The 22,889-nt window shown below is 61.5% G+C and carries 34 protein-coding genes and 1 tRNA gene; 13 read left to right on the top strand and 22 right to left on the bottom strand.

Annotated features, from left to right (window positions below; translation table 11 throughout):
- Positions 1 to 256: 256 nt before the first annotated feature.
- The 8 genes from istA (at position 257) to MET49242_RS09515 (ending at position 6,896) form a co-directional block, all read left to right on the top strand.
- Positions 257 to 1,795: an IS21 family transposase gene (gene istA, locus MET49242_RS09550; RefSeq protein ID WP_051134102.1), complete on the top strand. Its 1,539-nt coding sequence runs from the start codon at positions 257 to 259 to the stop codon at positions 1,793 to 1,795.
- Positions 1,792 to 2,634 (top strand): IS21-like element helper ATPase IstB, encoded by an 843-nt coding sequence (istB, locus tag MET49242_RS09545; protein WP_036282603.1) that lies wholly within the window; start codon positions 1,792 to 1,794, stop codon positions 2,632 to 2,634. The genes istA and istB overlap by 4 nt, the downstream gene beginning before the upstream one ends.
- A gap of 127 nt (positions 2,635 to 2,761) precedes the next feature.
- Positions 2,762 to 3,265 (top strand): DUF488 family protein, encoded by a 504-nt coding sequence (locus tag MET49242_RS09540; protein ID WP_144259546.1) that lies wholly within the window; start codon positions 2,762 to 2,764, stop codon positions 3,263 to 3,265.
- A 1-nt stretch (position 3,266) separates the two neighbouring features.
- Positions 3,267 to 3,704 (top strand): DUF488 family protein, encoded by a 438-nt coding sequence (locus MET49242_RS09535; protein ID WP_192815590.1) that lies wholly within the window; start codon positions 3,267 to 3,269, stop codon positions 3,702 to 3,704.
- Between the two features lie 394 nt (positions 3,705 to 4,098).
- Positions 4,099 to 4,602 (top strand): DUF2924 domain-containing protein, encoded by a 504-nt coding sequence (locus MET49242_RS09530; protein ID WP_192815589.1) that lies wholly within the window; start codon positions 4,099 to 4,101, stop codon positions 4,600 to 4,602.
- Positions 4,599 to 5,933 (top strand): recombinase family protein, encoded by a 1,335-nt coding sequence (locus tag MET49242_RS09525; RefSeq protein WP_036282598.1) that lies wholly within the window; start codon positions 4,599 to 4,601, stop codon positions 5,931 to 5,933. The genes MET49242_RS09530 and MET49242_RS09525 overlap by 4 nt, the downstream gene beginning before the upstream one ends.
- Positions 5,930 to 6,319, top strand: a complete 390-nt coding sequence (locus tag MET49242_RS09520; RefSeq protein ID WP_036282596.1) for a hypothetical protein — start codon at positions 5,930 to 5,932, stop codon at positions 6,317 to 6,319. The genes MET49242_RS09525 and MET49242_RS09520 overlap by 4 nt, the downstream gene beginning before the upstream one ends.
- Before the next feature lie 211 nt (positions 6,320 to 6,530).
- Positions 6,531 to 6,896 carry a hypothetical protein gene (locus MET49242_RS09515; RefSeq protein WP_036282592.1) on the top strand — a complete coding sequence of 122 codons (366 nt, stop codon included), beginning with the start codon at positions 6,531 to 6,533 and terminating at the stop codon, positions 6,894 to 6,896.
- A 21-nt stretch (positions 6,897 to 6,917) separates the two neighbouring features.
- Here the strand turns inward: MET49242_RS09515 and MET49242_RS09510 are convergent, their stop codons facing one another.
- The 7 genes from MET49242_RS09510 to MET49242_RS09490 all read right to left on the bottom strand — a co-directional run bounded on the left by MET49242_RS09510 (position 6,918) and on the right by MET49242_RS09490 (position 10,454).
- Positions 6,918 to 7,172: a hypothetical protein gene (locus MET49242_RS09510; RefSeq protein WP_036282590.1), complete on the bottom strand. Its 255-nt coding sequence runs from the start codon at positions 7,170 to 7,172 to the stop codon at positions 6,918 to 6,920.
- 385 nt (positions 7,173 to 7,557) lie between these two features.
- Positions 7,558 to 7,848: a GcrA family cell cycle regulator gene (locus tag MET49242_RS09505; protein ID WP_036282587.1), complete on the bottom strand. Its 291-nt coding sequence runs from the start codon at positions 7,846 to 7,848 to the stop codon at positions 7,558 to 7,560.
- 458 nt (positions 7,849 to 8,306) lie between these two features.
- Positions 8,307 to 8,585: a hypothetical protein gene (locus MET49242_RS24880; RefSeq protein ID WP_144259545.1), complete on the bottom strand. Its 279-nt coding sequence runs from the start codon at positions 8,583 to 8,585 to the stop codon at positions 8,307 to 8,309.
- Between the two features lie 3 nt (positions 8,586 to 8,588).
- Positions 8,589 to 8,738 (bottom strand): hypothetical protein, encoded by a 150-nt coding sequence (locus MET49242_RS25515; RefSeq protein WP_158497251.1) that lies wholly within the window; start codon positions 8,736 to 8,738, stop codon positions 8,589 to 8,591.
- A gap of 146 nt (positions 8,739 to 8,884) precedes the next feature.
- On the bottom strand, positions 8,885 to 10,003 hold the full coding sequence (locus MET49242_RS09495) for an AAA family ATPase (RefSeq protein ID WP_084678986.1): 1,119 nt from the start codon (positions 10,001 to 10,003) through the stop codon (positions 8,885 to 8,887).
- Positions 10,000 to 10,140, bottom strand: a complete 141-nt coding sequence (locus MET49242_RS25755; RefSeq protein ID WP_192815587.1) for a hypothetical protein — start codon at positions 10,138 to 10,140, stop codon at positions 10,000 to 10,002. The genes MET49242_RS09495 and MET49242_RS25755 overlap by 4 nt, the downstream gene beginning before the upstream one ends.
- A complete protein-coding gene (locus tag MET49242_RS09490; protein WP_036282584.1) occupies positions 10,137 to 10,454 on the bottom strand; it encodes a hypothetical protein in 318 nt (105 codons plus the stop codon). The genes MET49242_RS25755 and MET49242_RS09490 overlap by 4 nt, the downstream gene beginning before the upstream one ends.
- 238 nt (positions 10,455 to 10,692) lie before the next feature.
- Here MET49242_RS09490 and MET49242_RS09485 point away from each other — a divergent pair, with 238 nt between their 5' ends.
- Positions 10,693 to 10,917, top strand: coding sequence for a helix-turn-helix transcriptional regulator (locus MET49242_RS09485; protein ID WP_202804160.1), 225 nt, complete (start codon positions 10,693 to 10,695; stop codon positions 10,915 to 10,917).
- 85 nt (positions 10,918 to 11,002) lie between these two features.
- Positions 11,003 to 11,557, top strand: a complete 555-nt coding sequence (locus MET49242_RS25750; protein WP_144259544.1) for a hypothetical protein — start codon at positions 11,003 to 11,005, stop codon at positions 11,555 to 11,557.
- Here MET49242_RS25750 and MET49242_RS26600 read toward each other — a convergent pair.
- Complete coding sequence (locus tag MET49242_RS26600; RefSeq protein ID WP_371212546.1) at positions 11,453 to 11,692, bottom strand: Rha family transcriptional regulator; 240 nt, start codon at positions 11,690 to 11,692, stop codon at positions 11,453 to 11,455. The genes MET49242_RS25750 and MET49242_RS26600 overlap by 105 nt on opposite strands.
- 166 nt (positions 11,693 to 11,858) lie before the next feature.
- On the opposite strand from MET49242_RS26600, the gene MET49242_RS09470 reads away from it, so the two are divergent.
- The gene (locus tag MET49242_RS09470) at positions 11,859 to 12,113 is read left to right on the top strand and encodes a type II toxin-antitoxin system HicA family toxin (RefSeq protein ID WP_036282579.1); all 255 of its coding nucleotides are present in this window, start codon (positions 11,859 to 11,861) and stop codon (positions 12,111 to 12,113) included.
- Positions 12,110 to 12,436: a type II toxin-antitoxin system HicB family antitoxin gene (locus MET49242_RS09465; protein ID WP_051134494.1), complete on the top strand. Its 327-nt coding sequence runs from the start codon at positions 12,110 to 12,112 to the stop codon at positions 12,434 to 12,436. The genes MET49242_RS09470 and MET49242_RS09465 overlap by 4 nt, the downstream gene beginning before the upstream one ends.
- Before the next feature lie 8 nt (positions 12,437 to 12,444).
- Here the strand turns inward: MET49242_RS09465 and MET49242_RS09460 are convergent, their stop codons facing one another.
- The 14 genes from MET49242_RS09460 to MET49242_RS09400 all read right to left on the bottom strand — a co-directional run bounded on the left by MET49242_RS09460 (position 12,445) and on the right by MET49242_RS09400 (position 21,514).
- On the bottom strand, positions 12,445 to 12,654 hold the full coding sequence (locus tag MET49242_RS09460; protein WP_144259543.1) for a hypothetical protein: 210 nt from the start codon (positions 12,652 to 12,654) through the stop codon (positions 12,445 to 12,447).
- A complete protein-coding gene (locus tag MET49242_RS09455; RefSeq protein ID WP_051134100.1) occupies positions 12,651 to 13,175 on the bottom strand; it encodes a hypothetical protein in 525 nt (174 codons plus the stop codon). Before MET49242_RS09455 ends, MET49242_RS09460 begins: the two co-directional genes overlap by 4 nt.
- A gap of 322 nt (positions 13,176 to 13,497) precedes the next feature.
- A complete protein-coding gene (locus MET49242_RS09450) occupies positions 13,498 to 13,848 on the bottom strand; it encodes a hypothetical protein (RefSeq protein WP_036282575.1) in 351 nt (116 codons plus the stop codon).
- 10 nt (positions 13,849 to 13,858) lie between these two features.
- On the bottom strand, positions 13,859 to 14,227 hold the full coding sequence (locus MET49242_RS09445; RefSeq protein ID WP_036282572.1) for a hypothetical protein: 369 nt from the start codon (positions 14,225 to 14,227) through the stop codon (positions 13,859 to 13,861).
- Between the two features lie 10 nt (positions 14,228 to 14,237).
- Positions 14,238 to 15,260: a hypothetical protein gene (locus MET49242_RS09440; protein WP_036282570.1), complete on the bottom strand. Its 1,023-nt coding sequence runs from the start codon at positions 15,258 to 15,260 to the stop codon at positions 14,238 to 14,240.
- A 15-nt stretch (positions 15,261 to 15,275) separates the two neighbouring features.
- Positions 15,276 to 15,599 (bottom strand): hypothetical protein, encoded by a 324-nt coding sequence (locus MET49242_RS24870; RefSeq protein ID WP_144259542.1) that lies wholly within the window; start codon positions 15,597 to 15,599, stop codon positions 15,276 to 15,278.
- 217 nt (positions 15,600 to 15,816) lie between these two features.
- Positions 15,817 to 16,050, bottom strand: coding sequence for a hypothetical protein (locus MET49242_RS09435; RefSeq protein ID WP_036282568.1), 234 nt, complete (start codon positions 16,048 to 16,050; stop codon positions 15,817 to 15,819).
- Positions 16,047 to 16,328 (bottom strand): hypothetical protein, encoded by a 282-nt coding sequence (locus MET49242_RS09430; RefSeq protein WP_036282565.1) that lies wholly within the window; start codon positions 16,326 to 16,328, stop codon positions 16,047 to 16,049. The genes MET49242_RS09435 and MET49242_RS09430 overlap by 4 nt, the downstream gene beginning before the upstream one ends.
- A complete protein-coding gene (locus MET49242_RS24865; RefSeq protein ID WP_144259541.1) occupies positions 16,312 to 16,695 on the bottom strand; it encodes a hypothetical protein in 384 nt (127 codons plus the stop codon). The genes MET49242_RS09430 and MET49242_RS24865 overlap by 17 nt, the downstream gene beginning before the upstream one ends.
- Complete coding sequence (locus MET49242_RS09425) at positions 16,634 to 18,811, bottom strand: AAA family ATPase (protein WP_084678983.1); 2,178 nt, start codon at positions 18,809 to 18,811, stop codon at positions 16,634 to 16,636. The genes MET49242_RS24865 and MET49242_RS09425 overlap by 62 nt, the downstream gene beginning before the upstream one ends.
- 367 nt (positions 18,812 to 19,178) lie before the next feature.
- Positions 19,179 to 19,385 (bottom strand): helix-turn-helix domain-containing protein, encoded by a 207-nt coding sequence (locus MET49242_RS09415; RefSeq protein WP_036282559.1) that lies wholly within the window; start codon positions 19,383 to 19,385, stop codon positions 19,179 to 19,181.
- A gap of 105 nt (positions 19,386 to 19,490) precedes the next feature.
- On the bottom strand, positions 19,491 to 20,075 hold the full coding sequence (locus MET49242_RS09410) for a hypothetical protein (RefSeq protein WP_036282557.1): 585 nt from the start codon (positions 20,073 to 20,075) through the stop codon (positions 19,491 to 19,493).
- Entirely contained in the window at positions 20,072 to 21,469 is a 1,398-nt protein-coding gene (locus MET49242_RS09405; RefSeq protein WP_244430893.1) for a site-specific integrase, read from the bottom strand. Before MET49242_RS09405 ends, MET49242_RS09410 begins: the two co-directional genes overlap by 4 nt.
- Positions 21,425 to 21,514 (bottom strand) — tRNA-Ser (locus tag MET49242_RS09400). Before MET49242_RS09400 ends, MET49242_RS09405 begins: the two co-directional genes overlap by 45 nt.
- Positions 21,515 to 21,859: 345 nt before the next feature.
- Here MET49242_RS09400 and MET49242_RS09395 point away from each other — a divergent pair.
- Positions 21,860 to 22,810, top strand: a complete 951-nt coding sequence (locus MET49242_RS09395) for a TAXI family TRAP transporter solute-binding subunit (RefSeq protein ID WP_036282555.1) — start codon at positions 21,860 to 21,862, stop codon at positions 22,808 to 22,810.
- Positions 22,811 to 22,889 lie beyond the last annotated feature (79 nt).

Below are 22,889 nucleotides of genomic sequence, written 5' to 3'. Positions count from 1 at the left end.
CGGGGACGCCCGTCCGATCTGACGGGGCGCTCGGGCAGGGCGGATGGCGACTAAAGATCGTTTCTTCGGCGGCGACGAAGAAGGTTACGGACCCCCGAAAGGCGTGGAGCGGATTTCTATTGCGACGCCTATGAACAGCGGCGGCAAAGTGTACCACTGAACCGGCTTTGGGGGCTGCTTTGACGGCGGCGCAAAAGTGTACCGGTCCTGATAGGCCGAACTCGATGTCATCGACTGGCATGGAGAGGCCGAAAGGATGTTCACAGTGGAACTCTATGCCCGGGTGAGACGCGCGGTGATGGCGGAAGGGCTGAGCCGGCGGGAAGCGGCCAGGCGCTTCGGCGTGCACCGCAATACGATCACGAAGATGCTTCAATATTCGGTTCCGCCGGGGTATCGGCGTCGGGAGCGGCCGATCTCGAAGAAGCTGGGGCCGTATATGGCCTGGATCGACAAGGTCCTGGCGGATGATCGGCTTGTTCACGCCAAGCAGCGTCATACGGCACAGCGGATATTCGAACGGCTGCGGGACGAAGAAGGGTTTTCCGGCGGTTACACGATCGTCCGGGAATATGTCGCGCAGGCGCAGTTGCGGTCGCGCGAGATGTTTATTCCACTCAGCCATCGACCGGGGAATGCGCAGGCGGATTTTGGCGAGGCGGACGCCTATATCGCCGGCAGGAAGGTCCGCTTTCATTATTTTTGCATGGACCTGCCGCATTCGGACGGCTGCTTCGTCAAGGCCTATCCGGCGGAGACGGCGGAAGCCTTCTGCGACGGCCATGTCGCGGCCTTCGCCTTCTTTGGCGGCGTCCCCCAGTCCATTCTTTACGACAATACGCGTCTCGCGGTCGCCAGGATCGTGAAGGGTGGAGAGCGTCTGCGTTCGCAAATGTTTGCGGAACTCCAGAGCCATTACCTTTTTGCTGATCGCTTTGGCCGGCCCGGCAAGGGGAATGACAAGGGCAAGGTCGAGGGGCTTGTCGGCTATGTCCGGCGCAACTTCATGACGCCACTGCCCGTGGCGGAGAGTTTCGAGGCGCTGAACGCGAGGTTCCTGGACGCCTGCACGAAACGACGGCGGGCGATCCTGCGCGGCCAGTCGACGCCGATCGGCGAACGCATGCAGGCGGATATGGCGGCATTCCTGCCGGCGCCGCCGGCTCCCTATGACGCCTGTCACAAGGTCGCGACGCGCGTGTCGTCGATGGCGCTGGTGCGCTACCGCAACAACGATTACTCGGTCCCGACGCGCTTCGGCCATCGGGAGGTGCTGGCCAAGGGCTATGTCGATCGGGTCGAGATTGTCTGCGGCGGGGAGACCATCGCCGTGCATGCGCGCAGCTACGGCAAGGCCGAGTTCATCTACAACCCGCTGCATTATCTCGCCCTGCTCGAACACAAGAGCCGCGCGCTCGATCAGGCCGCGCCGCTCGACGACTGGCGTCTGGCCGACTGCGTGCATCGTCTGCGGCGGCTGATGGAGGCGCGCATGGGGAATAGCGGGCGCCGCGAGTTCATCCAGGTGCTGCGGCTGATGGAGGACTTTCATCAGCATCAGGTCGAACAGGCGGTCGCGGAGGCGCTGCGTCTTGGCGCGATCAGCTTTGACGCAGTGAAGATGCTGCTGCTGGCCAGGCTGGAGAACCGGCCCGCGCGGCTCGATCTGACATTCTACCCCTACCTGCCGGCGGCTACGGTCGGCGCGACGGATCCGCGCGCCTATCTCGGGCTCGTCGCCGGCGCGAGCGTCATCGCGGGCGTCATGGAGACGACCGCGGGAGGTCCGGCATGACCACCTCGCATGAGCCAGGTTCGCAGACGATCGTCGCGCCGCAGGTGCTGCTGGGTAATCATCTCAAGGCGCTGAAGCTTCCCACCTTCGCGCGCGAATATGAGAAGGTGGCGCTGGAGTCGGCGCAGGACCGCGCCGATTACCCGCGCTATCTGCTACGCCTGTGCGAACTGGAGCGCATTGATCGCGAGCGGCGCAATGTCGAGCGCCGCATCCGGCTGGCGCGCTTTACGCAGGTCAAAAGCCTCGACACATTTGACTTTACCGCCCAGCCTTCACTCAACAAGCCGCTCGTGCTGGAGCTGGCGCGGTGCGAATGGATCGAGAAGCGACAGAACTGCATCGCCCTTGGGCCAAGCGGAACGGGGAAGACCCACGTCGCGCTCGCCCTGGGGCTCGCCGCCTGCCAGAAGGGGTTCAGCGTCGCGTTCACGACCGCCGCGGCTCTTGTGCACGAACTGATGGAGGCGCGCGACGAGCGCCGCCTGCGCGCGCTGCAAAAGCATCTCAACACCGTCAAACTGCTGATCGTCGACGAACTGGGCTATGCGCCGTTCACGGCGGTCGGCTCAGAGCTGCTCTTCGAGGTCTTCAGCCAGCGCTATGAACGCGGTGCGACGCTGGTGACCAGCAATCTGCCCTTTGATGAATGGACGTCGGTGTTTGGCTCCGAGCGTCTCACCGGCGCATTGCTCGACCGGCTCACCCATCATGTCCACATTCTGGAAATGAACGGCGGGAGCTATCGCCTCTCGACCGCAAAGAAAGCGCAACGGCGAAACCGCGATCTCCCCGACGCGCCCGCAATCGACAAAGGAGGCGCCGACACGACGAACTGATCGCCGTCGCGCGCGTTGAACCGCGCTGCGCTACGCTCCGCGCGCCTCAACGCCCGCGTCAACTAAACTACAAGGGCCGTGCGGCCCTTTTCTCGAAACCAGACCGGTACACTTTTACCCCGCCTTCATGCACATTTTGTCCCCGCCATTGACACCTCAATTCAATCGCGCGGCCCTCGGCGAGTATCTCAAAGAGCACGGTATCAAATATGTTTTCTTGGGCAAGGAGTTGGGCGCGCGTTCGGATGATCCCAGTTGCTATGTGAAGGGGCGCGTACAGTATTCACGCCTTGCCCAGAGAGCGGAGTTCCACGAAGGAATCGAGCGTTTAAAGAGAGGCGCGAGCACCCACAGAATTGCGCTGATGTGTGCTGAGCGTGAGCCACTCGAGTGTCATAGAACCTTGCTGGTCTCGCGCGCCCTGGAAAGTGAAGCATTCGACATAAAGCATATTCACGCGAACGGGAAGCTGGAGCCACATGCTGAAGCCATGGAGCGGCTGTTGGATCTGGTTGGGCTGCCGCGCGAAGATTTGTTCCGGGACAAAGAGGATTTATTACGAGAAGCTTTAGCGGTCCAGGAGAGTCGGGTCGCATATACGAATGACGACAATGCTGAGTCGGAGGAGTAGCATGAAGATATTTACGATCGGCTTCACGAAGAAAAGTGCCAAAAAATTTTTCGAATTGTTGCGATCTTCTGGAGCAAAGCGAATTGTCGACGTACGGCTAAACAATGTCTCGCAGCTAGCGGGCTTCGCCAAGCGTGACGACCTTGAATATTTCCTGAAGGAAATTTGTGGAATCGGTTATGTGCATTTCCCGGACTTGGCACCGACCCAGAAGATGCTAGATGATTACCGAAAGGAGCATAAAAACTGGAGCAAATATGAGTGCGAGTTCCTTGAACTCATGGACAAGCGTCAGATAGAGAAGTCCATTCCCAAAGAGGCGATAAATGATGGTTGTCTCCTCTGCAGTGAGGATAAACCTCACCACTGCCATCGCCGCCTAGTCGCTCAATATCTGAGCCAGCGTTGGGGCGACGTCCAGGTCCAGCACCTCACATAACCGCGTAATGATTCGCGGGCCCCGCCGCCCATGGGGTGATTTTCTATTTCTCGGAATTGCGAAGCACTTCTATGCGACTCTTGGAAATTCGATAAGACATTGAATTATTTGCATAACCAGCGTGATTTGCCTACCGTTCGTGAATTCCGAAACGCACGCGAGCGGTCTTGATGCCTGCACCCTCCTCCGGCCCCAATGCGGTTGCGCCAAGTTGCTTGTCGCATCATGAACGCCTGTCCGAACTCGGCCAGATCCTCGCCGCCGGCCTGAGGCGCATGTGGTCTCAGAAGTCGAGTTCTTTATCTCCCGAAACCGGAGACAGTTTAGTGGACATTCTCGCCCCGGAACACCGGTGTGACGGTCGCAAACGGCGCAACCGAGTTGGAGGGCGATGATGAGAGGTGCGACTAAAGAGATCGATAGACTGCCGGCGCCGGGCGACGACCCGGCGCTGGACAGGTCGGTTCTGTCTCAGCTGACGGCGCTGAAGAAGATGTCGGTGAAGGAGTTGCGGGAGAAGTGGGAGGCGCTGTTCGACGCGCCGCCAATCAGTTACAGCCGCAGCAACCTGGAGATGCGGATTGGCTATCGCATCCAGGAACTGACCTATGGCGGCCTCGGCCGTGAGACACGGCGGATGCTGGATGCGCTGGCCGATGAGGTCGAGGGGAAGGCTCCAGCGCGCTCAAATATCAGCGACCCGCGTAGCCCTGTCGCCGGAACGCGCTTCGTGCGCGAGTGGGAGGGTATCGCGCACACCGTCACCGTTCTGACGGACGGCTTCGAGTGGCAGGGGCGCAAATACAAATCCCTCTCCGCCATCGCCCGAGCCATCACCGACGTGCAATGGAACGGCTGGCGCTTCTTCGGCATTCGCGAGTCGCGGGGGCGCAAATGAAAGGCAAGTCCGCTTCCGTCATCGCCATGCCCAAGCGCCAGCGCTGCGCGATCTACACGAGGAAAAGCTCGGAGGAAGGGTTGGACATGCAATTCAACTCCCTCGACGCCCAGCGCGAGGCCTGCGAGGCCTATGTCGCCAGCCAGAAGGCCGAGGGTTGGGTCGCCCGCGACCGCTACGACGACGGCGGTTACTCCGGGGGTAATCTCGACCGGCCCGCACTCCGGCAGCTGATCGCCGACATTGAGGCCGGCCTAATCGACGTGATCGTCGTCTACAAGATCGATCGCCTGTCGCGCTCCTTGATAGACTTCGCTAAGCTGGTCGAGATTTTCGACCGGCACAACGTCACGTTTGTGAGCGTGACCCAGTCGTTCAACACCACGACCTCCATGGGCAGGCTGACGCTGAACATTCTGCTCTCCTTCGCCCAGTTCGAGCGGGAGGTCATCGGCGAACGCATCCGTGACAAGTTCGCCGCCTCTCGCAAACGCGGGATGTGGATGGGCGGATTCGTGCCGATGGGCTACGATGCAAAAGACCGCAAACTCGTGATCAATGAGACGGAGGCTGCGACAGTCCGCATGATCTTCGAGCGTTTCGTCGAACTGGGCTCGGCGACAATTCTTGCGAAGGAGTTCTCCGAGAAGGGGCTGCGAAACAAGCGTGGCGCATTAATCGACAAGGGCTTCCTGTATCGAGTTCTCAACAACCGGGTCTATCTCGGCGAGGCCTGCCACAAGGGAGCGTCCTACCCGGGGGAGCACGAGGCGATCATCGGAGCGGATCTCTGGGACAAGGCTCACGCCATTCTGGGCGAGAGCCCGCGCGCCCGCGCCGCCAATACCCGCACGTCGACCCCGGCGCTGCTGAAGGGGCTGATCTTCATGGAGAGCGGAGTCGCCATGACGCCCACGGCGGCCCGGAAGGGCGCAAAACTCTACCGCTACAACACCTCCATGGACCTCATAAAGAACCGCGCCACGAGCGCGCCCACGGGCCCACAGCGGCTCCCTGCAGGCATGGTCGAGGGTGTGGTGATCGGGGAGATGCGACGCATGCTGCGCACGCCGGAGGTGGCGGCGCGCGCGATCGAGGCGTTGCGCAACGCCGGGCAGGAGCCCGACGAGAAGGCGGTGGTCTCGGCTCTCGCGGGCTTCGACGAGCTCTGGGGATCGCTATTTCCCGCCGAGCAGGCCCGTATCGTCCAGCTGGTTGTCGAGCGCGTCACGGTGGGCAGCGGCGGCGTCGCCGTTGATCTTTGCAATCACGACGTCGGCGCCATCGTTCGCGAAATGCTCTCGCCGGAAGGAAAGGAAGCCATTGCATGACCGGTCAACCCGCCACGATCCGGGTGTTCATTCCGCTGACGTTCAAGAAGCGGAATGGCCGGCCGAAGATCCTGCCGCCAGAGAACGTCGAGGCGCTGACCGCCAGACGGCAGGATCCGCATGTGCTGCGAGCGATCGGTCGGGCGTGGGGTTGGCGGAGGAAATTGGATAGGGGAGAAGTGGCGACTTTGACGGAGATCGCGAAGACGGAGAATCTCGGCCTCTCTTTCGTCAGCCGCTATTTCCGCCTTGCTTATCTCGCGCCCGACGTGCTGCAGGCGTTGGTGATTGAGCAGCGACCGTGTCGGGTTTCGCTTGAGGCGCTAACCGAGACTGCCACTCTGCCGTGGATCGAGCAGAATATCGCCGTTTCGGGTGACCGCTAGACTAAGCTGGCGGGGCTCAGGTGCCATGGAAACTGGAACCTAATCCCGCGAGGGATCAATTGCTTTAATCTCGCATCGAGTCTTGATCGCGGTAAGTGTGGACCGCGGCGATCAGCGTAATTGCCTTAGAATGAACGGAGTTATAGCGTGGTCACAGGTCGCCCATGGGTAACGTGATGTTCACAACTAAATTATCTTGGAGTTTAACCCAATGCTGGTAGTTCTCCGGGATACAGCGAAAAGCATTGAGCCGATCGAGAAATGGCAGAACGGCGCAATAAAGAGGCTGTACCTTGGAACAGTAGAAGTAGAGTTGCATGGGCGTCGACTGATAGTCGAAATGAAAAACTATAGTGGACTTTATAAATTACGCGGTTTCGCGCGCAAATTTGAGCTTGATCCAACATACTGGCCGGCGTGGGTATCGTCTCGCGAGGATGGCTCAGTGTCGTATGCTTGGGATGGCGATTGTCCGATTGAGGATGAACGGCTGTCTCTCCTCTACACGCCTGAGCTGGAATTGCCACTCGTTTACGCCCCTGAGGCGTGGCCAGAGGACTTGTGGGATCGAATGTGAAGCCTACCGATGCAGGCAGCGTTAGAGGGCCAAATCAAAAAGATCGTCGGGGACGTTGCCTTCTCGCGCAAGGATTTCAGCCTCATCGAATTCGCCGACGCTTGGATCTCCGGTTCTTTGGAATGCGATCGCGCCCGCCTTGCCGGCGGTGACCAGCGCCTTGGCATATGACTTGGCCGACTGCGCGCTTTGACGCTCGACCGGGCGTTCTGGAATGAGGTCGCCGTCCTCGTCTCGAATGAATGACAGCACGACGAAGTAGGTGATGCTCGCCATGGCGCTCGCCTCGAAAGGTCGCCTCTGATTGATAGAACATAGCAGGAACATTGGTGAGCGTCGAGTCGCGCCCTCCACGCCGGGTTGCTAAGTCATCCGGGCGGCGAAAAGGGTTGCAAAACAGAAACATCTAAAATGCATGCAACTCATTGAAGTTGTTTATCTCCACCGAAATGGGGGGCGTGGTGACCTCCTGAGACAAAAGCCGTTCAGAGACCGAAAATTCGGTCTTCGGTCGTCTCTGACGTGGAGATATCGGCCGCAAACCCTTCGGAAATAACGAGGTTTTTCGGCTCTGAGGGGAAGGCGTTTTGGGTTTGCGACTGCAAACTGGCGGAAGAGGTGTCCGCCATTTTCTGTGCATAAATCTTTGTATTCAAAGAATTTATGAATGTTGCAGCGGAGCCAATCCGCCATCCAATCCGCCATTTTGTCGCGATTGTCGGCGAACGATGGCGAACAAGCCGCCCCTCTCATTCTTCGCCCTGGGCGGATAGCAGATGGCATGATGCGCCGCGCAGTAGGGCGAGCCCGTGGCGGAAGCCTCGCCACAGAAGAGCGCCGGCGGATCGTCAATGCTCCCCAGGGCGAACTTGCACTGGCCGTGCTTCAGATCGAGGAAGGGAACGCCGATCATATCGAGGCCCTCGATAGAAAAAACCCCGCGCCAGTTCATCCGTGGTCGCGGGGCTCTCGTGTTCCGGCGAATGGACGACGCCGGCGTTTGCTCAACCTAAACAGGCAAGCCGCAATCCGCAAGGCAACTCACGCCGCGCCCGGAAGCGCCGACGACCTTCGCAGCCTGTTCGCGGGACTCACGTTGGCGACATTCCGGCAAGTCTGCCGGAATGTTCTGCGACTTCAGGTCATTCCGCTGTCCCTGCCTTTTCTTCGCGTCTTTGGCGAAGAGTTTTTCGAGATCGAGGGCGATGAGGGCAAGCTGGCCGGCGCTCAGGTGGCGACGACCTTCGCAGCCTGTTCGCGTGGACTTGCCGTCCTTAGCTTGTCGCAGGTCTGCGACAAGCTTTTCTTGCCCTCGCCCGAATTGCTTTCCGGCTTCGACCTGCCTTTTCTTCGCGTCTTCGGCGAAGAGTTTTTCGAGATCGAGGGCGATGAGGGCAAGCTGGCCGGCGCTCAGGTGGCGACGACCTTCGCAGCCTGTTCGCGTGGACGGTCCGCCTCTGAACTTCTGGGCAGATCTGCCCGAATGTTATGCGGCTTCAGGTCATTCCGCTGTCCCTGCCTTTTCTTCGCGTCTTCGGCGAGGGCCCGCCGTTGCTTTGCCGCCGCCCATGCTGTCGAGAGGCATTGCGACCAGCTCCACCCGAGCCCGAGGCGCTTGCCGTCCCTGTAGCGCTTGTGAGCGTCGCGGAGGATCGCGGCCCGGTCATATCCGCCAGCGGGCGTCGCCATGTCTCACGTCCTCGGGGTGAGCCGCTCCCCGAGCGCCACGAGCGCCCGGCCTGCGGATATGGTGCGCGTCCCGACTTTAAGTGCCCATCCGGCGAGCCGGATTCGCCACAATAACGCGGCCAGCTCGAGCACGGTCTTATCGTGAATGGTCATCGTCTATTGTCCTCTGGTTGAGCCTCCGGCCCATAGGTGGCCAAAGCCGTCTATCTCTTTTTTTGGCCACCTATGGCCATCTTTGGTGGTCTCGCTCATAGGTGGCCATAGGTGGCCAGGTTTTTCGCGTGGCCATCTTTGGCCACCTATGGTTGAAGGCTCCACGTCCATTGCCCTTCCGGTCCGAATCCAGAGCGGGCCACCTTCACGCCAAGCGCCTTCTGCGCCCGCCTCACTGTCCGCCACGCCAGCCCATTCGCCTCGGCGGCTTCCTTCACGTCCTTCGCCGCCATCGGCCCGTCGGCAAGCAACGCCTTCAGGAACGTCTCGGCGTCGCTTTCGGCGCGCCCCTTGTCGCCGTCGGGCTCGCCAAGCAGCTCGCGCGGGCTTCCCTTCACCGCCTCGCCCCATTCGACATAGGACGTTTCGACGCCCGGATGCCCGACAATGCCCGTCTGGCATATTTCATAGGTGAAGCCATTGCCGTCGGGACCGATGTTCGATTTCACGCGACAGACGATGCGCGGCGCTGGCCCGTCGTCCTCTGCCTTCTTCGCCGCCATCAGGACAATTCGCGCCACGGCGCCGAAGGCCAGCGAGCCGGAGAGGCGCTCCAGGGGCTCCCGTCCCGCCGAGCCTTTCGCGACATGCGTCACCCCGATCAGGGCCGCGTCCGTCGCCGCCGCGAGGTCCACGAGAGGCTGAAGGCCGCGCCGGGTTTCCGTATTCTTGTGGCTGTCGCCGGTCACGGCGTTCACGATAGGGTCCACGATTATCAACGCCGCGCCTCCCGCCCGTTCGATCGCCGCCTGCAAGGGGCCAATGTCGCGGGAAGGGTCGAAGGCGCGGGCGATATCGCCGCTGTAGACGCCGCCGACGAAGAAGATGCGCCGCATATCCGCGCCCGAGGCGATCAGGCGGGGAACAAGAGTGTCGGCGGGGTCATCCTCGCCGGACCAGATGACGACGTTGCCAATGGGCGCGTGTGAGCCGTCGGGCCATGCGCCGCCCTTCGAAACAGTCGCCCCCATCCGCAGGCAGATGGTCGTCTTTCCGGCGCCGGGCGAGCCGCCGATGATGTGCAGCTTGCCCTTCGCCATCCAGCCGAGCCAGAGCCAACGAATGGGCTCTGGCTCGATTGCGTCGGCGCGGACCAGTTCGACTTGTGGCGCGGCCGGAAGCCCGACGACGATGCGCGACCGGTCGCCGCGTTGCTCGTGATATTCGGCGGCGGCGGCCGCGAGAATTGCGGGGTCAACGGTCAAGCGACTTCCTCCGCGTCGTCGTCTTCCAGGTCTGGGTCGCCGTCCAACTGGTCGAGAAGGTCAATCAGCATATCGACCACGGCTTCGAGGCGGTGGCGGAGGTTGCCGTCCAGTTCGACAAATAGGCGCTGGCTCATGGCGCCGCCTCGATCAGATCGGCGCAGGCGCGAATGGCGTCGCCCTTCTTCCACTCATTGCCGAGGTAGTCCTGCTCGATCGTCGCAATGAAGCGCAGGAGCGCCAGCGCCCCCGCGACCGTCTGCGGGCGCATGTCGAGAATCCTCCGCTCGTGATCGGCGACGGCCGAACAGGCCACGTCTTGCGCATGGTCCGCCGCGGCAAATTCGGCGCTGTCTTCGTCGTCGATTGCGTCCGCCGCATTGATTGCTTCAATGTGAAGCGCTTCGAGGCGCTCCCACTCGGCGATGGCCGCAAAGATCGGGTCAGCCATGGCGGCGGCCTCCCCGGATCGCGGAAACGGCCTTGCTCGCCTCATGGGCGACAAAGGCCAGCCACAAGGCGGCGAAGGGGGCGAGGGCGAAGAAGAAAGCGGGGTCCATTGGGCAAGCCTCCGGCGTTCGCGGAAATGGTGGTTTCCGCGTTGCTTTACCTTGTTCAGAAATCAGAACGCGGATACGATAAGCAATGAATCGGAACGTAGTCAAGAAAAATCGGAACGGTGTCTAGAAATGCTCGCGGTTCAATGCAAGATGGCCAGGGTCGCCCTCGGGATCGGCGTGCGAGACTTGGCAAAGATTTCCGGCGTTTCCACAGACACGATCTCCCGCCTCGAAGCCGGGGAAGACCTGAAGCCCCGCACTGTCGCCGCCATCCGCGCCGCCCTCGAGGCGGCGGGGGTCGAGTTCATTGCCGAAAATGGCGGCGGGCCGGGCGTGCGGCTGAAGAAGGCTTAAATGTTGCGACAAGCGCCCTAAATATAGCGTTTGAGGCAACACTTACGGGCGGGTTATCGCTATGAGCAAGGGTCACGGGCGCGTAATGAATTGTATTCTAGGGCAAATCGAGATCGCGCAGAAAACGCATGGCTGCGTCTTTTTTCCCGCGGCTCAACTAGCAGCGGAATGCTACGGATTTCAGCTATTCGAGCGTCCTCCGACACGGGCGGAAACAAACTCCGTCTTGCGGGCGATGCACGCGATATGCCGCAAATCAAATCAATACGCGCTCGCCGGCGGAAAGGGGCGAACGCCCCTGCACCTCTACGATGCTTCCTGCCCGGTTAGTTCCGCGCTGAAGAGATTACGTCTGGACGAAAAGCCAGAACGGATTAACCCATCGCGCGCGATGCAACTGAACTCGAAAGGTAAATCTGTCCCTGCGCGTCGTCAGGCGTGCATCAATGATGCAAAGCGCGCTGTCGCCGCCGTTGATCCAGAGTATAAAATTCAATTCGAAAAAGAGCAGCGCGAGGCTTTGGTTGCGCAACTCTCATCCGCCGGAATCCCTAAAGCAAAAATCAGCGCAGTTCTCGCGCTCTTTGCCAGTCCTGCCCATGACGAGCAAGGTGACCCCCTGGCGTGTCAGGTCGAATGAACGGCGACTTTCGCCCTTGACGTCGAGATAATCTGTCTCTCGGAACCAATTCGACGAACGCAAATCTGCGTTCGTTAAAATCGTATCAACATCGCGCAAAACGTCGCTATGCCGCTTCCCGAACTTCTCCGCCACGTCGCGGGAGTTGACGACAGGGATGCCACCCGTCTCGCGAATAGCCAAGTCGCCGCAGCGGAGAACCGCTCCGACATGGGACGCAATCAGGCCGAGGGTGGCTTTTTCCGCTCACGTTCACTTCCGTTCACTTCCGTATGCTACCATTTCGTGGTAGCAGACCCATATGAACGCCAAGCACCGGCGCACCATTGAGGCGATATTCGCCCGCCCCGTCCCGTCGGACATTCGATGGACGGAAATCGAAAGCCTCTTGGTCGCGCTCGGCGCAGAGCGTTCGGAAGGACGCGGCTCCCGCGTTCGGTTCCTGCTAAACGGCGTTGAGGCGGTTTTTCATCGCCCGCACCCGAAGCCGGAAACCAATAAGGGCGCCGTCGCTTCAGTCCGAGAGTTTCTGAAGATGGCGGGTGTATGGCCATGACGACGATGACGCATGACGGATATCTGGCGACAGTCGAAATCGACGAAGACGCCGGCATAATGCACGGCCGCGTCATCAACGCCCGTGCAATGCTCACATTCGAGGGCGAGACGCTTGCCGAACTGCGCCAGGCATTCGCAGACACGATCGAAGATTACCGCGATTGGTGCAAAGAGCGCGGCGTTGAACCCGAAAGGCCTTATTCCGGCACGCTTTCCATTCGCATCACCCCCGAGCTTCACAAGCGGGTTGCGGAGCTGGCGGCAAAGGCCGGCGAGAGCATAAACCAGTTCATCGCCGAGCGCCTCGAAGAGGTCGCGTAGCAGGCCCGTCACCCGTTCGCGATCTTGCGGTTGAAGTTCAGGCGCGCGGCCGCGATCGCGCGCCCGACGCCCGCCTCAGCCTCAGCCCGCTCGCCCTCGGTCATCTCCGTCACGTCAAGCGACGCCAGGATCGAGGCCGACACGTCTTCAAGATACGCATCTAGCCGCGCGCGCACGTCGGCTTTGGTCGTCATGCCGGGGGGAACCTGACTGTTCATTTCTTGCTCCCTCCGGGGCTGGCCAGCTCTTCGGCGCGCCTGTCAAAATCGCCGCGTGCCTCGTCGAGAGCCTCTTCAAGCCGCGCCTCGATCGTCTCGCGCAAGGCCAGGTCGCGTGTGCACGCCGCCGGCACGCCGGCAAGGCGCGACCGCAACTCTCCAAGGATGTCGGAAAAGACAGGCTCGATTTCCGTCATAGGGATGAGCTCGCCTTGTTTGATGGCGACGCGGAGGCGGATTTCTTCGGCGCGGGCTCGTTGAACTTCGGCGGCCGCTTCCGATTTCGTCGTCTTCTTCGACTCGTCTTTGAGAGACGCGATATAGGCGCGGATAACTTCGGCGAGAGGGACGACGCCGGGAGCCGCCTTCGCAACGCGGCCATCTGCGCAGAGCTGGCGCACCCAGCGGGGGGTCACGCCAAGCAAATCGGCGGCGCTCTGGACGCTCACGAGCGTGCGGTCGTCGATCGTCGAAACGGCCCGTTCCGCCGGTCCCGTCGCCCCTCTTTTTCGTGTCGTCATGGGTCATTTTTCCTTGATTTATAGGGCTTTTCGATAGACTAGACCGGAACGGAACCGGAAAAATCGAAAAATCTAATATAATCAAAGGTCGGGGTCGCCGCCCGCGTCCGCCTCGCTGCACTGCAAAAGGAACCTTAGTCAATTTTTTCAATTACTTAGCCGATGCTGCGTTGCGGAATGGCTCAGCATAGGCTTGCAATGGCAAAGGCAATGCTTGTGCGGCGTCTATAGGATTTCTCTATGGAGCGGCGACCGGATGAGCGCGCCCGGTCGCCGCCTTCGCCACGCGAGTAGGGAAAAGAACTCGCGCGGCGAATCTCGATTAGCGCCTTCCTCGCGCTTCCGCGTTGATCTTGGCGACGACCTCGTCCCACCCGTGGTTGTTAGCCGCGGCGGGCTTTGACGTCTCGCCCTGCGTCTGCGCCGTCATGGCGTTCTGCGCGGCGACGGCCTTCGCCCATAACGCGCGCGCCGACGCATCGGGAGCTTTGACGGCGGCTTGCTTCGGCGCCGGATATGTCTCTCCTAACCAGTGCCAGAAGTCACCGGACGGAACGACGGGCTCGCGCCCAGCGGCGAGCGCCGCTTCGTATTCGCCCCGCTTCGACATGGGCGAGATTGCCGGGTCATAATCCGGCGGCTCTTTGGCAAACGCTTCGGGATTTAGGTTCATTAGGTATCTCCTAGTGTGTCTTGATCAGTTGCTTGATGTTGATCATTCCAGCGGCGACCACGGACGGTCCTTCAGTCGGAACAACCCTGATCTGATAGAAATATCGGCCGGGGATCGTCTTCGTGTCTTCTTCTTCAAAATAGACATAAAGCACCCACCACGACACGTCGCCGATGTTCTCTTGCAGGACGGACGCGCCGGAAGCTGGAGACGATTTCGACAGGACAGGAACGCCCGCAAGCGTCCCCGCCATCCTGAAATGCCCGACCGGGCTTGTGAGAGCCGCAGGGGCGAGCGCTGTGGCGTCGGCAAGGGGAAAGCGAAGGGTGACGCGGTCGCCAGCATAGAACGATACGTTTTGGCTTTCCTTCGCGCTCATCGCCTCGCCCTTAGTTTCGCGGCGCCGGGGCGGCGTCGCTCAATCCAAGAACCGCGCGAGGATCGGCGTCGGCGCGGCGGGCGATGACGAGGCCGGACTCGGCGGCCATGCAGACAATCGCTTCTTCCTGCCTCTCGGTTTCGAGAATTTGCGCGCGGATTTGCAGGCTTTTCTTCTGACGGGTTTCGTCGGAAAGCGCACTCGCGTCGTCCGAATTTTCGTCAATCTCGCGTTCAATCGCGGCGATGAGCGCGTCACGATGGAGCCAAGCGAAAGTCGCCTCGATGTCAACGGCTCGGTTGAACGGGAGCGCGTGCATCTCACCCGCGATCGCGACGGCCCCGCCGCCTTCGATTTTGGATGCAAACTCGAAATCGCGCCCGGCCTCAATTGAGACCAAAACATTCGGCCGGCCCCGCTCGGCGAGCGCTTCGATTTTTTCGCGCGCGAGCTTTTTTGCGTGGCTGGAGTGATACGGCGCGTCTTCGATCGCCTGGGCGTCCTCGCGCAATTTTTCCAATTGCTTGCGCACGCGCGCGACCGCCTGCTGATGAGTCTCGCCCTTGCCGAGCGTCGCGGCAACAGGCGGAGCTGCCTCGACCGGGTCGCTCAGGCGCTTGATATAACTTTCGAGGGTCTCGCGCACGGCGGCGAGGTGACGCCATTTCGCCGCGCGCTCGTCATACGCGGCCTGCAAGCGATCGATTTCCGCTGTCAGTTTCGCGATTTTTTCGCGTTCGCGGACGATCGCGGGGTCGTCTTCGCGATGTGCGCGACCATCATGGCGCCCGTTAATGTAAGAGCCGATCCACACTTCAGAGCGCTGGCGCTTTTCGCGCAATTCGGTCAGCTCGTCTTGCAAAGGTCGCAACACCGCGTGCGCGTCGGACGCCTCACGCCGGATTGATCGGAGCTTGTCTGCGGCGGGAGGAGGAAGGCGGTCGATCGGATCGGCGACGAATGTCGGATTGGAGCCCTTGCCGGGCTCGCGGACTTCGGCGGACTCGGTGCGGAAGGGGTTGAGAAAGTTCATGTGGGCCTCGTTAGTTCACATCAACTTGCGCCGACTCCATCGCCAAGAAAACCCCGTCGCGCTCGCCAAATTCGCCAAATTCGCCAACGCCGGATTTTTTCTAAGAAACGCACGCAAGCCTCGTTCCGAAAACTGCCAACTACCGGTCGGTAGTTTCCATCCGAAACCGTGCTGACGTGCGTCGCGGTAGAGTGATGAGAACGATCGTTTAGCGATCCTCGAGGCCTCGTTAGTTGAGAGCGTGCGATCCGGCTTCGCGGTAGACTTTTCCCTCGCTTCGAGTTCGTCGGCGAGCTGCGCGGCGAGGCGGGCCAGCTCTCGAAGTTCATCGGCGGTCATCGTGCCTTTCCTCTCTGCGGGCCACAGAAGCCCGCTGGCGCGCTTTTCGATGTGTGCGCTAGCGTGGTAGCTGGCGCTCGCGTTTCGCGCATGGGCGGGTCGTTTCTGGCGAGCTGGCGCAGGGCGTGAGCGATCTCGGCGCGCTCCTCGAAAAAGGAATGCGGATCGCGGCGAGACGGGGAGAGGCGCTCCACGCGCCGGGCGAGTTCGTGAAGGATCATTTCAGTTCCTCCTCGACGACGGTCATGACCGCCTGTTGAAGTTCGCGAAGGGTGTCGCCGTCCGGCCGGTCGAAGTCGGCGAGCAGCTCGCGCGCGAGCGATCGGGCGGCGGCGGCGACAGCTTCGGGCGGGGCGTCCGGCGGGAGGCGCGAGCCGATCGTCTCGATAACGCGGAGGCGGAAGCCGAGGCTCGACAAGAGGTCGCGCGTGAGCGGCGGCCGGCGGGTCATCCGAGCACCTCAATCTTGTCGGCGCGAAGGTCGAGCCTCATTCGCGGACTATGAGAGCTGTCGTCGATACGGAAGCTCGGGACGCCGACGACGCGAATGCGCTGGCCGGGGCGCAGGGCCATGGCGGCGGCGCGCACCGCGTCTTCGACCGCGACCACGTTCCAGGCGCGCCCGTGCTTCTCACGCGCTGCGAGTTTGGCGAATGGGCGTCCGTCGAAACGGGACTCGATGCGTGCGGGGGAGTGGACGAAGGCTGTAACTTCAGCTTTGCAGCTCATCGGCGGCTCCTTGTTTTATTGTTAAGGTCATGCCGTGAAAATCGTTCCATCGTTCCAGCGTTCCCTTCCTAGGAAGGGTGTGGAACGTTCCGAACAGGGGAGGGGGTGTAAACACCCCCCCTTCCCTACTGTTTTGCCTATCCAGATCGTTCCAATGGAACGGCTTGATTTTATTGGCATAAAGGCTGTTTTGAGGGGCAATCGTTCCAGCTTTTCGTTCCCGGAACGATTTCTGGAACGATAGGGGGTGTTTTTCGCTCTTGCCGTTCCAGCCGTCGTTCCAGCTTTTTGGGGCTCGAAATGGGTCATTCGGGCTCTCCCAATCGAGAAAATCGGGCGGCGTTTTGCTCGGCCTTCCTTCGCTCATCGCGGACGCGCGCGGCTTCTTCTTGGCCGTTACCGGTCAGTGTCCAATGCGCGCGAATTTTCTTTGCGAGGGGCGGTCGTTCCGCCGCGAAAGATTGAAGGATACGCGCGACCTTTGACTTGTGAGGCGTGTCGCCGTCGCCGGTAGCCCATCCGGCCAACCTCGCCAGCTCGGCAATCGACGCGGCCTCGTGGTCAAGCATTAGCTCAAGGAGAATGTCCTCTTCACGCCGCTCGTCAGCGGCCAGGGCGCCTGCCTCGCGCATGTCGAGCGGCCGGGCGATGACCGATGGAATTTCCCGGCCGCGCGAATCCACAAGGCTCGGTGTCGAGACCTTTTCGAGCGCGAAGCGGAGCGGCTCGAAGTCGGGGCCACGGAACTTGCCTTGCCAGTGCAACGTCACGACGCCGCCCGCGTTTGCCGCCGTGAGGTTGCCGTCCACTTCGGCGAGAAACGCGCCGCCTCCCCGCGGCAGGAGGTTGTCAGCCGATGCGTTTTTGGTCGGATGACAAAGAACGATGACGCACGGCCGGCCGGGAAGTTCGGTCAGCTTTCTCAACTGTGTGCGCGCATAGGCGCCAAGCTGTGTGTTTGAATTTTCGTCGTCGCCCTGAAAGAACGCCGCCGACGTGTCGCAGATAATCAGCGAAAACTCGCCGGCGGCCTCTGCCTCGGCCCGAAGGTCTGGAAGCGATTTCGAGATATCGAAAGCGGTCGGGCGGAAGCGGACGCCAATCGTGGCGATATCGAAGTCGAAATGATGCGCCATCGCGATCCAGCGCATTCGCGCATCGTCCGGGTTTTCTCCGGCAAGGAATAGGACTTTTCCGCCCATCACCTCACGGCCGCCGAGCGTTCCCCCGCCGCCCCCGGCCGTCGCCGCAATGGTGAGCGCGACGGCGGTCTTTCCGGCGCCCGTGGCGGCTGTGAGTGAATAGAGGAAGCCGCGTTGGCAAACGCCGTCGAGGAAGTAGTCTGGCGGCGTGAAGCCGGCCACGAATTGCGCGCTTGTGAGAATGCCGAGGCGGCCGATGCGTCCACTCTCTCCCGCCGGTTGCCGCAGAATTTCGCCCGTCTCGGCGTCGGCCACCACGCCGTTCTCGACGATCGTCGCGCGCGGTTTCGGCCCGAGAAGAGATTGCCCAAAATCGGCGCCGCTCTCGTCAAGGCGAAGCCAATCCGCCACGGCGCGCCCGATCGCATCGCCGAAGACGTCACACGCCCTCGGCAAACCCGAGAATTTTTCGCCCGAGCTCGCCCGCGCATACGTGCTTCGGATCGCCGCCGCGAAGTCTCTCGCATCTTCGTCGCCGACAGCGCGGGCGAGCGCCTCGGCAAAAAGTTTGCTCTCGCTCTCCGAAAATCCGGCGCGGACTAGGACGCCAGCGACGGCGAGGCGCGCATCATGGCGCGCGCCATGCGCGGGCCAATGCCGCGCCAACAAGCTGCATGCGGCGAGGCGCTCGACGCGACGAAAAAGGTCGTCGCATTCGACGCGCGCCGGCTCGCCGTCACAGCCGGGCTCCCAAGCGATCGGCTCGCTTGTGTCTTCGTGTGCTGAGCCCGGAAAGACTGTCTGGACTTTCGGACCAAGACGCAAATCGACAATGCGGGCTTTCGCGCCACGCTCCTTGGCGATCGGATCGTCAAAGTAGACGTTGGCGGAAAGATTTACACTAGCTGAGTTAGTGTAATAGAGCCAATGCGACGCGCGCGCCGTCTCGCGGCCGAAGATCGCTGCGGTTTTTGGAAGGAAATACGGCGCGGCCGCGATGGCCTCGGGACAGTCAAGGTCAACGTCGCTCAGGCCCGATGAGTTTTGGCCTAATACAACTCCGATGTTGGCCGGCGCGCCGTTAAAATAGCGTGACGCCTCGTCGGCGCTGATCCGGAGGTCCGTCCAGCCGGGGAGTGATGGCGCTTTCGATCGGAAACCAATCGGGATCGGCGACCAGCCCCGCTCGATGTAGTCGAGCGCGACAGCGAGCGGCGACGGGGCGTCGCCAGTGGGGGCGGGAGGCGGCGACGGCTGGCGACGCCAGGGGGGCGAGGGCGCAAGCGTCATCGGCGCGGCCTCGCCGGCAAGACGACGCCGCGCAAAAAGTCCAAGAGCCATCCTGGACCGTCAGGCGCTCGCGCCGCCGCGCGGTCGCCTTCCAGCCAAATGGCGTGAAGCACGCTGTCCCGGTCGCGGGGCGGCCCGGCAGACCAGCGGCCATACCTGAAGATGACGCGACGCTGACCGTCCGTAAGCCGCACAATCGTCGCCCACCACGCGGGGTATCGGGGGTCCACCAGCTCACCGTCGGCCGGGTCGCGCGAGACGGGGCGGAGCCTGTAGAGCCGGCGATCGGCGACAGATTGCAGGCTCCGCGTCGCAGTGCTATTTGATGCCGTGAGCCCGCCGCCAAGCAGCTCGTTTCGACGCCCGCTTCCCGCATTCCGCCGGGTTGCGGGCGTCTCCGCATTCGGAGGCGCCATTCTCAAGCGACCTTCGCCGTCTTATCGGCGTCGCCGGCCTTCTTCAAATACTTCTCGAGTAGAGCCTCGGCGTCCTGGCGACGGATAAGAGTTTTCGACGCGATCTTCACGACGGGAAGATCGCCGGAATTGATCAGTTCGTAAGTGAGGGTTTTGCCGATCTTTGCCCAAGCGCAAAATTCGGTAACCGTGAAAGCGCCGCTTTCCATTTCTCTTGCTCCTTTCGTCCGGACAATTCCGAACGTGAGCAAAAACTGGCGCGCTTTTCGTGTCGCGTCTAAGGGACACAGCCCCATGAAAATTGGCGTTTTGTCTTAGTTCTTTCTTTGCAATGCCTTAGCAATTGCGGCGTCGGAAATTTCGACGCCTGCCGCCTCGAAAATGTGGCGACAAAAATTGAGAAATGGACTCGAATAAACTTCGGTCGATGGATTGTAATTAACAACCGCGCATTGCCCGAAGCGGGTGTGAAAAACGCTCGCCAATATCTGGCGCGCGAAATGCGCAAATCCCCGATCGGATAACATTGCAATCGCAGCGCTCTCCGCCTCTTGGCGAAATTGGTTTTCGACTTTTGCGAGCGCGGCGAGCATTTCGCCCGCGCGCAATGCCGAATAGTCGCCAAGAGACGGCGCGTAGCCGTAAGTATCGACGAATACTCTCAAATCCTTCGCCAGCGCCGCCGCCTGTTTTTCGATGCGCCGTGCAGCGTCCCGTCGCTCCGATTGCGCCCCCTGTTGCACTCGAAATTTTATCCGTTGCGCCTCGGCAACGAGATGGCCGCAGTGCTCGCCGAACGCATAATGCGTGCACGCGACCAATGGGAGCCCGGTAGCTTCTTCGGCGCACCGCCCTTGCGCCTCGAATGTCGCGGCGTATTCGTGATCGGTATCGCTCATTCGCCAGATCTCTTGAAAGCAATCACTTCCGCGCCGCCCGCTTCCTTCGCCTCGCAGAACGCGGACCATGCGTCCATGAGCGCCCGCCGCTTCTCCAGCGCGTCGCCGCGCCGGTAGGCTTGCTCGGCCTTGTCGCCTACGACATGCGCCAGCGCCGCCTCGACGATCTCGCGGGGGAAATGTGTTTCGTTCCCGGCCCAGTCACGAAAGGCGCTACGGAAACCGTGAACGGTCGCGTCCTCGACACACATGCGGCGCAAAACCATTTCCATCGCCATATTGGACAGAGGTTTGCCGCGCCGCTGGCCCGGAAAGACATATTCAGAAAACCGGATCACGTGGAGCTTTTCGAGGATTGCCGTCGCCCGGCCGGAAAGCGGTATGCGGTGGGGGCGTGCGGCCTTCATGCGCGCCGCCGGGACCGTCCAAACCTTGCCCGCCATGTCGATTTCGCCCCATTGGGCGCCGATAACTTCTCCCGTTCGAGCCGCCGTCAAAATGCAAAATTCAAGCGCCAGCGCCGATGCGGAACGATGCTCACGCAATCGACGGACGAAGGCCGGAACCTCCGCATAGGGCATCGCGGCGTGATGGCCTCTCGCCAATTTTTGCCGCTTTGGCAGGAGGTGAGAAAGATGGCCGCGCCAGCGGGCGGGATTTTCGCCCTCGCGCAACCCGAGCGCCTTTGCGGCGTCTAGAACTGATTCGATCCGCCCCCGTAGGCGCGAGGCGGTTTCCGGTCGCGTCGCCCATAGGGGCTGGAGGACGGTCAAAACGTCTTCCGTTGTGATTTCGTCCACGGGCTTGTGGCGAATGGGCGCAGCGTATTTTTCCAGCGTCATCGCCCATTGCGCCAGGTGCTTCTCATTGCGCCACTGGGGCGACTTGGCGGCCACAAAATCATCTGCGACGGCGCCGAACGTCTTATTTTTCTCACCGGCGCGCTTCGCATCGCGACGCGCCTCGATCGGATTAATGCCGGCCCTGACGAGCTTGCGGGCTTCGTCTCGCGCCGCGCGTGCATCGGCGAGCCCGACGCCATCGGCGACGGCGCCGAGGCCCATTTCTGGACGCCGGCCTTGCCACGAGAAGCGATAAACCCATGTGCGCGATCCCGATTCGGCGACACGCAAATACAAACCGCCACCATCGGCATATTCGCCGGGGGCGGCCGTCGAGACCTTGCGCGCATTGAGTCTTCCGCCGAACAAAGTCCGATCCGCCAGTTGATCCGCCAGTTGGCGGCGGATTGTAACGAACAAAAATGAACACGCAAGGACGAGCAGGGAAAGAAAACACAGGAAAAACAGGGAAAAACGAACGGTGGCGAACGGAGGCGAGTGCTTAGCTGGCGGAAGAGGTGGGATTCGAACCCACGGTGGAGTTGCCCCCACGGCGGTTTTCAAGACCGCTGCCTTAAACCACTCGGCCACCCTTCCATCTTATTGAAAAATTGTGTCGTACGATCCGGCGAAACATCTGCCCGGCGAACTGCGCAGTGAGACCTTGCGGCGCTTCGATTACGACTTTTTGTCTAAGGCCGTTCGGATGGCGGCGTCAACCCGCGGCGCTCCAGTTCCTGTGTAGCTTTCAGGTCGTAGGAGACGGCGTCTTGCATCGAAGGTAGCGAGACCTGCCAAGGCGCCCGGGGCGCGGACGGGCGTGTGGCGCGGCGTTGAAGGGGCGGAGGAGGCGCACGGGTCGGGCCGACGCAAAAAATACATCTGGACAGGCTGGTTCGGGCGACCTCATCTTGGCCGGGCAAACAGTAAGGAAAATTCATCGTGACCTTCCAATTGCCCGCCGCCGTCATCCTGATCGTCGCTTTTCTGGCGACGCCGGGGGCTTTTGCGCAGTCGTTGTCCGAGCGCCTCCCGTCTCGGGGGAAGGTCGAAACCATCGAGGTGGCCTGCGGGGCGCGGGACAAGGAAAACTGCGAGATCGTCGTTCCTGAGCTGGGTTCGAGGACCGCGCTGCGCGGCGTTCAACTGAAACCCCTGGAATCGGGGGGAAGCGCCGAATCTCTGAATGGCCTCTGCGCAGGCGTCGTGACAATGGCGGTTGTGCAGGAGGACGCGCTGGTCGCGCGCATGGGCAAGGCGGACTGCGCCGGACAGATACGGATGATCGGCGCGCCGCTGTATCCGTACGAAGGTTTTTTGGTCGTGCGCGCCGACACGCGCGGCGCCAGCTTCGCCGATATGGTCAAGAATTTGAAGGACGGCAACATCCTGCGCATCGCCGCGGGCGGACCGAACTCGGGCGGCGAGCTGACGCTCCGTAACATTCTCGCCGCCGCGCCAAAGTGGAAACCGCTTGTCGACATTGAGCCGGATGGTCCGTCGACGGCGCTGGAAAGATTGCGCAACCGCGGGATCGACGCTTTTTTCGTGATGGACGGGCCGCAATCCCCGCTTCTCAACCAGGTGCGGGAAACCACCGACCCGAAAACAAAGCAGCGCGTCTACAAATTCATCGATTTCCGGCCGGACGATAAAATGCTGGTCGATCTGCGGCGCCTCGGTCTTTATGGCGTCGCGACGATCGAAAAACGCTGGTTCAGCGCGCTCAAGACCATCACTTCGCCCGCCGTGATCGCCATTCGCGAGGACACATATCGAAATCATCCCGAAATCGCGGCCGCGATCCAGCAGGCGGCGGAAGACGCGCTGCCGGCGATCGCGGTGCGGACAGGAGCGTCGCCCAACTGGCGACAGGATTTCTATCGGCCTTAGGCCGGGGCGCTGCGTGGCGTGACGCGTAATCCGCGCGCAAGTCGCGTCGGCGCCGCCGGGCCTGAAATCCCGCCGGTGG

Source organism: Methylocystis sp. ATCC 49242 (assembly GCF_000188155.2).
Lineage (GTDB): Bacteria > Pseudomonadota > Alphaproteobacteria > Rhizobiales > Beijerinckiaceae > Methylocystis.
Note: the sequence above shows the minus strand (reverse complement) of the source record. Positions and strands in the feature narration are given on the sequence as shown.